The sequence below is a fragment of the Solirubrobacter ginsenosidimutans genome (assembly GCF_027587205.1).
Map to the genome: position 1 here is coordinate 96,394 of NZ_JAPDOD010000032.1, position 13,109 is coordinate 109,502.

Here is a 13,109-nt window from a genome sequence, read left to right on the forward strand (position 1 = left end):
CCCAGTGGAGAGCTACACCGCACCCTGGGCCTCGTCAGCCGCCCGCCGGCGTCTGGCCGCCGTCGAGGCCGCGCTGCCGTCCGATCCCGCCGAAGCGCTCGAGCGCGCCGCGGCCGCCGCGCACTCCCACGCCCAGCGGCTCGACGAGGACACCCTGCAACTCAACGCGGGCACGAACGTCCCGAGTCCGCTGGTCGCCGCACTCCACGAGAGCGCGCTGGCCGCGCAGCCGAGCATGGGCTACCCGGGGACGAAGTACCAGCCGGGACTCGAGGCGATCGACGTCGTCGAGGTCACGGCCGCCACGGCCGTGGCGCGGCTGATGGGCGCGGCGTTCGCCGAGGTGCGCCCGACGAGCGCGACGCTCGCGAACCTCGCGGTGTACACGGCGCTGACCGATCCGGGCGACACGATCGCGGTGCTCCCCGACTGGGCGGGCGGCCGGCACGCCGCAGGCGTGGCGAGCGTCCGCGGCCTCCGGGTCGCGGCGCTGCCCTACGACACCGAGGCGCTCGACGTCGACCTCGACGCCCTCGACGAGTTCCTCGGCTGGGAGATCCCCCGGCTGCTCGTCCTCGGCGGAAGCCTGATGCTCTTCCCGCACCGCCTGAGCGCGATCGCCGACGTCGTGCGCGGGCACGGCATCCCGCTGCTCTACGACGCCTCGCAGGTCGCCGGGCTCATTGCTGAAGATCGCTTCCAGGACCCGCTGCGCGAGGGCGCGGACCTGATGACCTTCTCGACCTACACGTCCTTCGGCGGCCCGCCCGGCGGGGTGATCGTCACCAACGACGCCGAACTGGCCGAGCAGGTCGCGAACGCCGTCCATCCGGTGCTGCTCGCCAACTACGACGCTTCCCGGCTCGTGCCGCTCGCTGCGGCAGCGCTGGAACGCGACCGCTCAGCCGGCGCGTACGCCGACCAGTGCATCGCCAACGCCCAAGCGCTCGCGGAGGCGTTGGCGGAGGAGGGCTTCGCCGTCGTCGGCGGCGCGGACCGCGGCTACACCACCTCCCACCACGTGGCCATCGAGATCCCGGGCGGAGGAACCGCCGCGGCCGTCAAGCTCGCGGAGTCCAACCTGCTCGCATCGGACATCGGCATTCCGTCCGACCCGTCCGGCGGTGTCCGCTTCGGAACACAGGCGATCACGCGTCAGGGCTTCATCGAGGACGACATGCCTGCGATCGCGGCGGCGTGCGCGGGGGTGTTGCTGCACGACCGCGACGTGCGTCGGGACGTCGCGGAGGTGCGGCGGCGTCGCGTTGGGTTGCGGTGGTGCTTGACGCCTGAAGACCTGCCTTAGGCCCGAAAGTCAACTGCGCCGGGTGGGGGAGTGGCGCGCCCTCCGGATCTGACTCGCCGTGGACCCGCCCGGTGCGCGGCTCTGTTGGGGTCGAAGTGCCGTGCCGGGATACCGACAGTTACGGGCGTGGTACTGACACCCCCGTCCGCGCCGGGCCTGCCGGTGATCGGTTACGGCGAGCAACGAAGTCATGCGCGACGGGGGTGCGTACTCCTAGTGCGGCCTGACCGCACTTAGCGTACGAACCCCCACCAGCGCGCCAACTCGACCAGTGGGAACCTGATCGAAACCCGCCGCTTAGGCCCGCAAACGCGCACGCTCAACCACGGCGACCCGGGACAGCGCGAGCGTGGGACACGCTGGCCAGCCCACGCCCGTAACTGTCGGTATCCCAGCACGAGATTTCGGGCAACAGAGCCGCGCCGAGCGACGGACTCACGGCAGCCCAGGACGGGTGGCTCGCCACCCCCCCTCCCCCACCCGGCGCAGTTGACTTTGCGTCCCTAGTACTGCGGGTGCCAGTGCGACGACTGCGGCCGGCGATGGTGCCGCTTGCCGATCGCGATCACCAGCAGCGCCACGAGCAGCAGCGGCCCAAGGACCATGCTCGCCGCGAACACGACCGCGAGCAGCGCCACGGCGACCGCGACGATCGCGACGACGATCGCCACACCGACGCCGCTGACCAGCAGCGCGCCGATGCCGAGGCCGATCAGCGCGGGCGGCGGCCCGTGCTGGCGGTGGCGCGACGGGCGGGCCGCCGTACGGGGGCGCGGCGCGGGCGCGCGCCGGGACGGGTGATTGGCGCGCGGGAGATCGCCGATCAGCTTCTCGAGGTCGCCAACAGTCACCGATGCGTACGCGAGGCCGATCCGGTCCTCGAGCTCGTCATCCGTGAGGCGCCCGAGCAGCGCGTGTTCGCGCAGGAAGGTCACCACGCGTTCACGTTCGGCGTCGGACGCACGGAGCTCGGAGTACGTCATGGGATCCAGTGTGGGGGCTCTGCAGCGCGATTGCAAGAACGCGTGGACAAGTCTCTGGCTAACCCCACCCGATCCACTCGACGTTTATCGATCGTCGCTTGACGGACGGCACCGCGCCGGGTTGAGTTCGGCGCGAAAGGGTCCAGGGAGGGGAGAGGGGAACCGATGTCGAGCTTCAAGCTGGTGCGCGTAGCCTGCCTGCTGGTCGGGCTACTACTCGTCGGATCGCAGGAGGCCAGAGCGGCGGATCCGCCGCTCAATCTGGAGACGCTGAGTGTCTCCGAGCTGCAGCAGAAGCTGGCCGCGGGTCAGCTCACGAGCGTGCAACTGACGCGCTCCTACATCGACCGGATCGCCGCGGTCAACGCGCGCGGCCCGGGAATCAACGCGGTCCGGGTGGTCAACCCCGCCGCGCTCCAGGACGCGGCGCTGCTCGACCTCGAGCGCGCGACCGGCCACGTGAAGGGTCCGCTGCACGGGATTCCGGTCCTGGTCAATGACCAACTCGACGTCGCCGGGCTGCCCACGAGCGGCGGCTCGGTCGCGCTGCAGTCCTCGGTTCCCGCCGCCGATTCCGCGGTCGTCGCCCGCCTGCGGGCCGCCGGCGCCGTGATCGTCGGCAAGACGAACGTGACCGAGTTCGCGGGGCTGATGAGCACCAGCCTGCCGAACGGCTACTCGTCGCTCGGCGGCCAGGTCCTGAACCCGTACGACGTCGACGCGACGCCGAACGGGCCGTCGTCCGGCAGCGCGGCCGCCGCGGCAGCCGGTCTCGCCGCGATCACGGTCGGCGCGGAAGCGTCCGGCGCGCTCGTGACCGTGGCCGTCGCGCAGGGAGGCGTGGGCGTGCGTCCGACGCTCGGCCTGGTCTCGCGCGCGGGCATGCTCCCGGGCGGTACCTCCCAGGACGCGGTCGGCCCGATCACCAAGTCCGTCGCCGACGCCGCCACCGAGTTGCAGGCGATCGCCGGCAAGGACCCGCAGGACCCGGCGACCGACGGCGCCCCCGCGACCGTCCCGAACTACCTCGCCGCGCTCACCACGACGGCGCTCAACGGCAAGCGCATCGGCGTCATCAACAACACCAACGCGCAGTACCAGGCGGCGATCCTGGCGATCCAGGCGCTCGGCGCCACCACGGTCCAGATCCCGACCCCGACCCCGGCGCAGAACTTCCCGGACGTCGTCGCGAGCGAGTTCAAGCGTGACCTCAACGCCTACCTCGGCCGCCTGCCCGCGACCGCGCCGATGAAGTCGCTGGCGGACATCATCACCTACAACGACGCGCACGCCGACGAGGCGCTGAAGTTCGGCCAGGGCCAGTTGACCGCCAGCCAGGCGATCGACCTCAGCGACCCGGCCACGAACGCCACCTACGTCGCCAACCGCGATGGCGGCCGCGCCGCCTCGCGCACCGCGATCGACACCGCGCTGACGACCAACAACCTCGACGCGATCATGACCCCGTCGGCCACGCTGACCACCACGGGCGCCCGCGCGGGCTACCCGCAGGTCGTCGTGCCCGCGGGCTACAACACCGCCAACCGCCTGCCGGTCGGCATCGCCTTCAACGGCACCGCCTACAGCGAGGAGAAGCTGCTCGCGTTCGCCTACGCGTATGAACAGAAGTCCAACCTGCGCAGGCCGGTGAGCGAGATCAACCCCGCGGTCTGGCGCTGCTACGCCGGCGCTCCGCGCTCGTGCCCGCCCGGACGCGAGGTGGCGACCGGCGTCACGCTCGACTTCCCGCTGGAGACGGCGACCGTGAGCGACCTGCAGGCCCGCATGACCGCCGGCACGCTGACCGCCACCCAGCTCACCAAGGCCTACCTGCAGCGGATCGCGCTCACCAACGCCGAGGGACCGTCGATCAACGCGGTCCGCCGGCTCAATCCGAAGGCGCTCCAGGAGGCCGCGGCGCTGGACGCCGAGCGCGCCGCCGGCCACGTGCGCGGCCCGCTCCACGGCATCCCCGTGATCGTCAAGGACAACCTCGACGCCGCCGGCATCCCGACCACCGCCGGGTCCGTCGCGCTCGAGAACAGCGTGCCCGACAAGGACTCGCCGGTCGTCGCGAAGCTGCGCGCCGCCGGCGCGATCCTGCTCGGCAAAGCCAACCTGTCGGAGTTCGCGAACTTCCTGACCAGCGGGATGCCGAGCGGCTACTCGTCACTCGGCGGCCAGGTGCTGAACCCGTACAACGCCGACATCACGCCGTCCGGCTCGTCCAGCGGGTCGGGGGCGATCGCGGCCAGCGGCCTGGCCACGATCACGATCGGCACCGAGACCAGCGGCTCGATCGTGTCGCCCTCGGCGGCGCAGGGGATCGTCGGTCTGCGGCCCACGATCGGCCTCGTCTCGCGCACCGGCATCGTGCCGATCAGCGCCACGCAGGACACCGCCGGCCCGATGACGCGCACCGTCGCCGACGCGGCGGCGGAGCTCGGCGCCATCGCCGGCAAGGATCCGGAGGACCCGGCCACGGCGACCGCGCCGGACACGGTCCCGGACTACCTCGCGGCGCTCTCGCCGACGGCGCTGGCGGGCAAGCGGATCGGCGTGATCGCCAACACCAACGCCCAGTACGTCGCAGCGGTCAGCGTCGTGCAGGCGCTCGGCGCGACGACCGTCACGGTGTCGACGCCCAGTTCCAACGCGCCGTTCGACATCCTCACCCCCGAGTTCAAGCGCGACCTCAACGCCTACCTCGGCCGGCTCCCCGCCAGCGCGCCGATGAAGACGCTGACCGACATCAAGAACTACAACGCCGCCCATCCGGCGGACGCGACCAAGTACGGGCAGTCGCAGGTGATCGCCAGCGACGCGACCGACCTCACCGACCCGGCGCAGAACGCCGCCTACGTCACGGCGCGCGACACCCAGCGCCGGGCCGCGCAGCAGGCGATCGACAACCAGCTCACCCGCGGGACCGCCGATCCGGCCGACGACGTCGAGGCGATCCTGACGCCGGCGGGCACGTTGACCGGCATCGGCGCCCGCGCCGGCTACCCGCAGCTCGTCGTGCCCGCCGGGTACGCGGCCGGCTCGCGCGATCCCGTCGGGATCGGGTTCAACGGCACCGCCTACAGCGAGGCGAAGCTGCTCGCTTTCGGCTACGCCTACGAGCAGGCGACCAAGCTGCGCAAGCCGCCGAGCGAGATCAACCCGAGCCTGTGGCGCTGCGTGCCGGGCAACGCGTACACGGTCACCACGCGCGCGTGCGCGCCGAACACGCCCGCCAACGCGGACGCCGCCGCCGCGACGGTCAGCGGCACCGTCCCGGCGACGCTCTCGCTGACGCTGGGGACGCCGGCCACCTTCGGCGCGTTCACGCCCGGCATCGCCAAGAGCTACACGGCGACGACCACCGCGACCGTCATCTCCAGCGCGGGTGACGCCGCGATCACCGTGACCGACCCGAGCACCAACCACCCCGGGTACCTCGTCAACGGCAGCTTCGCGCTGCCGCAGCCGCTCCAGGGCCTGGGGGTCGTGAAGACCTACGCCGGCCCGGTCGCCAACGACATGGTGCCGGTCACGTTCACGCAGCCGATCTCCGCGACCGACCCGCTGCGTACGGGCGCCTACAGCAAGACGCTCACGTTCACGCTGTCCACGACGAACCCTTAAAGGTTCAATCACTCACCGTTGATTCATCTCCACGCCCGCGCAATTGCGGGCGTGGAGGGGTGGGGTAGTTTTCTACCCTTCCTACGGGGAGGGAATAATGAGGGGCAAGGGCGTATTCGCGGTGGTCATGGCCGCGATGCTGGTCCTCCCGTGCGCTGCGGGCGCACAGGAGCCCAATCAGGTCACGGGGTTGACCGCGACGCAGGACGTCGGGTTCACCACGCTGAAGTGGAATCCGGTCGCGGGAGCGACCGACTACCAGATCGAACGCACGCCGGTCGACGCCAATGACCAGCCGACGGCTGCGGCGACGGTCGTCGGGGTCTGGCAGTCGCAGCGGACGGTCACGCCGGACAAGCCGTCCTTCGCAGAGTCGGGGTACGTACTGGGCGGGCGCTACTCGTGGCGCGTGCGGGCGCGCATCGGAACGGGTAGCGCCGCCCAGCCACAGCCCTACTCGACGGCGGTCACGCAGACCACGCTGCCGATCCCGGGTACCGGCGCCGTCGGCGGGCTGCGCACGGCGTGGGAGTCGCGCACCACGAACGTCTACACCTCAGACGTCGAGGAGGCGCAGTACACCGCCGCGCTCGACGCCGCCAGCGACCGCATGCGGGTGGTCGAGCTGGCTCGCACGCTCGAGAACCGGCCGATGAACCTGTGGATCATCGGCTATCCGAAGCCGCCGGAGACCGCGGCGGAGATCTCGGCCAAGCCGACGTACGCGATCAACTGCAACGTGCACGGCAACGAGGCCTCCGGCCGCGAGTCGTGCTTCACGATGGCACGCCAGCTGACGTCCACCGAGGACCCGGCGATCCTGGCGATGCTGACGAAGATGGTCGTGCTGATGGTGCCGTCGATCAACGCCGACGGCCGCGCCCACAACACCCGCGGCAACACCACGGGCCAGGACCTCAACCGCGATCACGCGCTGATCACGCAGAACGAGACCAAGGGCTTCGCGGAGATGATCCGCGACTACACGCCCGACGTCATGGTCGACAACCACGAGGGCGACAGCGAGGACCTGCCGATCCTCGGCGCCCGCCATCTCAACGTCGAGCAGAGCCTCTTCGAAGAGGGCAGGGACATGGTCAACGGCTGGATGTACAACCACGCGGCCGAGTCGGGCTGGTGGATGGGGCCGTACAGCACCGGCGGCGACAGCCACGAGGGCATCCTGCGCAACACCGGCGCGCTGAAGAACGGCCTGAGCATGCTCGGCGAGGCGCGCGCCGCGGGCGGGGTCACGCGGCCCGCCGAGGGCAACACCAACTCGCGGCCGAACGAGAACCGCAAGGTCTACGCCCACCTGTGGGAGAACTGGGAGGGCATGCGGTACTTCGACGCGCGCATGCCGCAGATCCTCGCCGCGGTCGCGCGGTCGGTGGCGTTCCAGACCTCCGACGTGCCCAACAGCCGGACCGTGCTGCGCGGCTCCTACCCGTGGCCGCTGGTCGCCAGCGTGGGTGCGAACCCGAACGACCAGCCGGACGTGGACACGCCAGTGGCCTCGGCGATCCTGACGCCGTCGCCGTGCGGGTACTTCATCCCGGAGATCGACTACACGAAGGCCGATCCCGACGGCACCGTCGCGCAGCGCCTCGCGATCCACGGGATCAAGGTCGAGCCCGCGGCGGGCGGCGTGTTCGTCCCGCTCAAGCAGCCCTACCGCGGCCTGATCGCGCCGATCCTGGACTCGGCGGCGCCGCTGCCGATGCTCACCACCGCCCAGCGCCGGTACTGCTTCCGGACCGACGCGCCGGTGAGCGGGACCGTTCCCGCGACGCTGTCGCTGTCGCTCGGCGCGTCGGCGTCGTTCGGCCCGTTCACCGCGGGTGTCGCGAAGGACTACACGGCGACGATGTCGGCCACGGTCATCTCGACCGCCGGTGACGCGACGCTGACCGCCAGCGACCCGAGCACGACCGCTCCGGGTCGCCTCGTCAACGGCACCTTCTCGCTGGCTTCGCCGCTGCTGGTCGCGGGCAATCCGCTGCCGAGCACGGTGAAGACCTACGCGGCGCCGGTCTCCAACGACGCGGTCGCGATCGCGTTCAAGCAGTCGATCGCGGCCAATGAGCCGCTGCGCACCGGCACCTACGCCAAGACGCTGACGTTCACGCTCTCGACGACGACCCCGTAAGGGTCACCTTCGTACTCGCGCGCTGGGGTGCCGCCCCGGCGCGCGAGGGCGTGAAGACGGCCTTCAGCGTGACCTTCAGGTGCGGGCTGCGCTGAAGCAGTCGGCGACCGGCGGCGGAGAGCTTGAGCGTGACCTTCGCCGTTCCGGCCGCGGTCCGGCTCCCGACGGCGATCGTCCGGCCGTGGGCGACGATGCGCAACTGGACCTTGCCCGGCTCGGGGAAGGCGAACGGGAGCGAGACGTGGGCGCGGTGGGCGAGCTTGCGCCGCGCCAGCGCGGCGCCCGCGGCGTGCACGGTCGCCGCGAAGGCGGGCTTGTGAGCCGGGGCCTTTGGCTCCCCGTTCGCGCCCGGGGCCGGCGTGGGGGTGCCGGTGGGTGTCGGCTTGGGCTTGGTCGGCGCGCCGGTGCAGGCGACCGCGGGCTCCATCCGCATCGAGAAGACGGGCGGGTCGAGCCGGTCATTCCCGACGGCCACCATCGCCATGTCGCCGTCGGCGAGCGGGCGATCGAGGGTGATGCGTGCGGTCGGGTTGCTGTCCCACGTCCCGGTCACGGGGTCCAGCGCGTTGTCGCTGAACGCGCCCGCGAACTCGAAGGCCGCCGCGGGCGCGCGCGTCGCGGTGAAGGCGGCGCTGCCGACGCAAACGTCGCTGAGCACGGGCGTGCCGTCGTAGGTCGCGCTGCCCGCCGGCGTATCGCCAGCGTACGCCCGCGCGACGTCACCCACTTCGAGCGCGTCGACGGAGATCACGCCCTCGTCGGAGGAGGCGATGACCACGCCGTCGCGCACCAGCTCCAGCCGCGACGCGGCGTCGTCATCGAGCTCCACCCCGGCGTAGCCCGGCATCGCGACGAAGTTGATGTCGGCGAGGGCCGCGGGAGCACCCGCCGCGGCCAGGGCCGCGGCGGTCGTGAAGGCGATGACGAACGAGCGCAGGTCAGGCATCTAGCCCTTCATTGTCACGCTCAGGCTCGCGCGAGACAATTCCGCCCCGGTGCGCGACGCCGCGAAGATGCCGTTGACGGTCACCTTGAGCTTCTTCGAGCGCTTGAGCAGCTTGCGTCCGGCGCTCGTCAGGGTGACGGTGATGATCGCCTTGCCGTTGATCGCCGAGGTCTTCGTGCCGGTGCCGATCACCTTGTGCTTGGCCACCAGCTGCAGGTCCACGCGTCCCGGCTCGGGGAAGGCGAACGGCAGCGCGACCGAGCTCGAGCGGGCGAGGCGGCGCGTCGTCCGGCTCTTCAAGCTCGAGCCCGACACGGACAGCGAGCCCTTGACCATCGCCAGCATCTGGGCGTTCGTGGGGATCAGCTCCGAAGGCGGGATCGTCGCCTGAGTCGGCGGCGGCGGGGGCGGGGGCGGCGGCGTGCCGTCGGTCGGCGGGTCGTACCAGCAGCGGATCGCCGGCTCGCCACGCGAGGAACGCACCTCGGCGGTGCCGTCGGTGACGGAGGTCGTGACGTAGACCGTGTCGCCGGCGACGAGCGGCCGTCGGAGGGTGACGACGGCGTCCGCGTCCGCCGTCCAGGTCGCGGCGACCCACTCGACCGAACCGGCGACCGGCCGGTACGCGCCGGCGTCGAAGATCGTGGCGTTCTGCGCGCGGGCGGCCGAGAACGCGGTGTGCCCGATGCAGACGTTCGTAGGCTTGGGCAGGCCGTCGTACGTGCCGGTCGCCACGAGCGCGTTGCCGGAATAGAGGTTGGCGACGTCGCCGGCGTGGAGGTCGTCGCTGATGCTGACCGTATCGCCGGCCGACTGCGCGAGCAGGGTGGCGCCGCGGACGACTTCGAGGCGGTTGTGGGCGGCCGTGGCGTCGACCTCGACGAGCGCGGTGGTCCCGCTCTGGCTCGAGAAGGAGAACTCCGTCCATGCGTGTGCGGCGGGGGCGAAGGCGGCCGTGGCCAGCGTGGCGGCGGCCGCCGCGAGGATCGCGCGACGACGATTCACTCAGAGATTCCGTTCCGGTCCATGAGTGCCGCAAGGTAGGGCGGCGATCGGCGGTTGGTCATTGGACATGCGTCTAGGCCTCGGCGGGGAATCGGTTCTGGGACGATGGCCGCGGAATGCGGATCACCGGAGTGCACACCGCCGTCGTCGAGGCCAACTACGACTGGACGTTCGTGCGCGTGGACGCTGAGGGCTCGGGGCTGTCCGGTCTCGGCGAATGCTTCTGCGCGCCCGGGCTGACGTCGATCGTGCGCGATCTCGCGCCGCTGCTGATCGGGGAGGACCCGCGGGACGTCGACCGCCTGTGGGCCAAGTTGCGCTGGGGCTCGTCCGGCGCGGGGTCGTCGGCGGGGATCGTCTACAACGCGATCTCGGGGATCGAGGCCGCGCTCTGGGATCTCGTCGGCCAGGCCTACGGCGTCCCGATCCACCGGCTGCTCGGCGGCCGCTTCCGCGACTCCGTGCGGATGTACGCGGACTGTCACGCGGGCGAGGCGCTGCACTCGATGGACGCGACGATGGTCGAGCGACCGGCGCGCTGGGGCCAGTCACCGGTCTCGGCGGTTGCGGCGGGCTCGGTGCGCAACCCCGAGCACGGGCGCGCGTACGCGAAGGGGGTGCCGGACGAGGTCTTCACGCCCGAGCTGTACGCGGCGCGGGCGCGCCAGGTGGTGGCGGACCTCGGGTTCAGCGCTTTGAAGTTCGATCTCGACGTGCCGACGCCGTTCATGCAGGACACGGCGTCGGGGACGCTGTCGCGGGCGGAGATCAAGTACATGGTCGGCTTGGCGGCGGCGGTGATCGACGCGGTCGGGGAGTCGGTCGACGTCGCCTTCGACTGCCATTGGCGCTACCAGGTCGCGGATGCGTCGCGACTGTGCCACGAGCTCGAGGGGCTGGGCCTGCTGTGGCTCGAGGACCCCGTGCCGCCGGAGAACGTGCCTGCCCTGGCGCGGGTCACCCGCTCCACCTCGGTGCCGATCTGCACCGGCGAGAACGGGTACATGCGGCACGGGTTCCGCGAGGCGTTCGAGAGCGGCGCGCTGGACGTGTGCGCGCCGGATCCGCAGAAGACCGGCGGGCTGCTGGAGACGCGGCGGATCGCGGACTACGCCGACACGCATTACATCTCGATGGCGCCGCACTGCATCGCGTCGCCGATCGGGACGATCGCGAATGTGCACGTGGCGGCGGCGATCCCGAACTTCCTGGCGCTGGAGTGGCACGGGATGAGCGTGCCGTTCTGGAACGACCTGGCGGTCGGGTTCGACGGGCCGGTAATCGATGGCGGGAGGATCAAGGTGCCTGACGCACCCGGGCTGGGCGTGACGTTGAATCTGGACCTTGCGCGGCAGTACGCGCGGCCCGGCGAACCGTTCTTCGACGAGTGATGCTGGCCGCCTATTACACGGCGCCGGGTCCGTCCGGCGTGCTGACGGTGGGTGAGGTCGAGACGCCGGTCCCGGGGCCGGGCGAGGTGCGGGTGCGGGTGTTGGTCGCGGGGGTCAATCCCACCGACTGGAAGTCGCGCGCGGGTGCGGAGGTGCCGTTCGAGTTCCAGGTGCCGGGGCAGGACGGGGCGGGTGAGATCGATGCCGTGGGTCCTGGAGTGGACTCGGCGCGCGTCGGCGAGCGCGTGTGGGTGTACTTCGCGGCGTGGCAGCGGCAGTGGGGGACGGCGGCGGAGTTCTGCGTCGTCCCGTCCGAGCAGGCCGTGCCGCTGCCGGCTTCGGCATCGTTGGAGTTGGGTGCGTCTTTGGGGATCCCGGCCTTGACCGCGTATCACTGCCTGCGGGCGGACGGGCCGATCGACGGGCAAGATGTCTTGGTCGCGGGCGGGGCGGGTGCGGTCGGGCACGCGGCGATCGAGCTGGCGGTGTGGTCGGGCGCGCGGGTCATCTCGACCGTGTCCGGGCCGGAGAAAAGCGTGCTGGCCGACGTCGCGGGTGCTTCGGTGGTGGTCAACTACCGCGACCCCGACGCCGCGGCGCAGATCCGCGCTGCCGCACCGGACGGTGTGTCGCGGATCGTCGAGTTGGCGCTGGGGCCGAACCTTTCGCTCGACCTGGAGGTCGCCGCCCCGTTCGCGGTGATCTCGACCTATGCGGCGGATGTGCCGTCGGCGGACGTGCCGATCCGGGCGCTGATGACACCCAACCTCGTACTGCGCTTCGTGCTCGTCTACACGATCCCGCGGGTGGGGCTGCGCGCCGCGGTGGATGGTGTGAGCCAGGCGGTGGCGGTCGGCGCACTGACCCCGTTGCCGGTGCATCGGTTCGCCTTGGACGATGTCGCCGGTGCCCATGACGCCGTCGAAAGCGGTGTGGCGGGCAAGGTTGTCATCGAGCTGCCCTGATGGGTTCCCCATCGGACGCGGATTGACCGGTACGGTTTCAGCCGTGCTGGATCGCAGGCGGGACCCAGAGGTGGAACGCAGCGGCGAAGAACGAGCGCGCCCGGCAGCCTCGCCGGCGCCGCCGCTGAAAGCCGGAACGCTCGGGTGGGCGTCCGCGGTGGGAAACCAGGCCGTGGCCCGCGCCGCGGCCTCGCGCGCCGTGGTGGCCCGCGAAGAGGATGGGCTGGAGGCCGAAGGGCCCGAAGCCGAAGCTGAAGCGCCCGGAGAGACGGAAGCCGAAGGCCCGGCGGTCGAGGAACTGCCGGAAGAGCTGCCTGAGTAAGTGGACCCGAGCCGGGAGCGCGAGGTCGAGCAGGCGCCGGTCGTCAACGAACCGGCACCCGCGGTCGCTGCTGAGGCCCCGAGTCTCGCTGCGCCGCTGACCGCGGCGAAGATCGCTGCGCTGCAACGCCACGCGGGCAACGCCGCGGTCGCCCGGCTCCTGAACGGCCGCCGTCCTGGCCCGTCGGGCCCCAGCTCACTCGCGCGGTTCGACGCGGCCGGGTTCGTCCCGAGCGGCGGCGCGGCGGGTGCGGGTGCTGGATCGGCGGAGTTGCTCGGCGGCGCGGCGGGAGGTGCCGCCGCGGCGGCGACGGCGGGCCAGTTGTTCGGCGGCGCAGCGGGCGGCGGCGCCGCGGCGGCGACGGCGGGTCAGTTGTTCGGTGGCGCGGCGGGCGGCGGCGCGAGCGGCGCGG

At 71.6% G+C, this 13,109-nt stretch carries 9 protein-coding genes and 1 pseudogene; 7 read left to right on the forward strand and 3 right to left on the reverse strand.

What is annotated here, in order from left to right:
• Nucleotides 1-4 precede the first annotated feature (4 nt).
• Nucleotides 5-1,306 (forward strand): aminotransferase class I/II-fold pyridoxal phosphate-dependent enzyme, encoded by a 1,302-nt coding sequence (locus OM076_RS28800; RefSeq protein WP_270043574.1) that lies wholly within the window; start codon nucleotides 5-7, stop codon nucleotides 1,304-1,306.
• 503 nt (nucleotides 1,307-1,809) lie between these two features.
• Here the strand turns inward: OM076_RS28800 and OM076_RS28805 are convergent.
• Nucleotides 1,810-2,289, reverse strand: a complete 480-nt coding sequence (locus OM076_RS28805) for a DUF1707 SHOCT-like domain-containing protein (RefSeq protein ID WP_270043575.1) — start codon at nucleotides 2,287-2,289, stop codon at nucleotides 1,810-1,812.
• 165 nt (nucleotides 2,290-2,454) lie between these two features.
• Between OM076_RS28805 and OM076_RS28810 the strand changes: the two genes are divergently transcribed.
• A complete protein-coding gene (locus OM076_RS28810; protein WP_270043576.1) occupies nucleotides 2,455-5,919 on the forward strand; it encodes an amidase family protein in 3,465 nt (1,154 codons plus the stop codon).
• Between the two features lie 97 nt (nucleotides 5,920-6,016).
• A complete protein-coding gene (locus tag OM076_RS28815) occupies nucleotides 6,017-8,068 on the forward strand; it encodes a M14 family zinc carboxypeptidase (protein ID WP_270043577.1) in 2,052 nt (683 codons plus the stop codon).
• Here the strand turns inward: OM076_RS28815 and OM076_RS28820 are convergent.
• Together OM076_RS28820 and OM076_RS28825 are read right to left on the reverse strand one after the other, a co-directional pair.
• Nucleotides 8,043-9,014 (reverse strand): hypothetical protein, encoded by a 972-nt coding sequence (locus tag OM076_RS28820; RefSeq protein ID WP_270043578.1) that lies wholly within the window; start codon nucleotides 9,012-9,014, stop codon nucleotides 8,043-8,045. The two genes, OM076_RS28815 and OM076_RS28820, sit on opposite strands and share 26 nt — an antisense overlap.
• Nucleotides 9,015-10,019, reverse strand: a complete 1,005-nt coding sequence (locus OM076_RS28825; protein WP_270043579.1) for a hypothetical protein — start codon at nucleotides 10,017-10,019, stop codon at nucleotides 9,015-9,017.
• Between the two features lie 116 nt (nucleotides 10,020-10,135).
• On the opposite strand from OM076_RS28825, the gene OM076_RS28830 reads away from it, so the two are divergent.
• From OM076_RS28830 to OM076_RS28845, 4 genes and pseudogenes are all read left to right on the forward strand, one after another.
• A complete protein-coding gene (locus tag OM076_RS28830; protein WP_270043580.1) occupies nucleotides 10,136-11,410 on the forward strand; it encodes a mandelate racemase/muconate lactonizing enzyme family protein in 1,275 nt (424 codons plus the stop codon).
• A complete protein-coding gene (locus OM076_RS28835; RefSeq protein WP_270043581.1) occupies nucleotides 11,410-12,375 on the forward strand; it encodes an NADPH:quinone reductase in 966 nt (321 codons plus the stop codon). Before OM076_RS28830 ends, OM076_RS28835 begins: the two co-directional genes overlap by 1 nt.
• 43 nt (nucleotides 12,376-12,418) lie before the next feature.
• Nucleotides 12,419-12,697, forward strand: coding sequence for a hypothetical protein (locus OM076_RS28840; RefSeq protein ID WP_270043582.1), 279 nt, complete (start codon nucleotides 12,419-12,421; stop codon nucleotides 12,695-12,697).
• A pseudogene (locus OM076_RS28845) lies at nucleotides 12,698-13,109 on the forward strand (hypothetical protein); the annotation flags it as partial.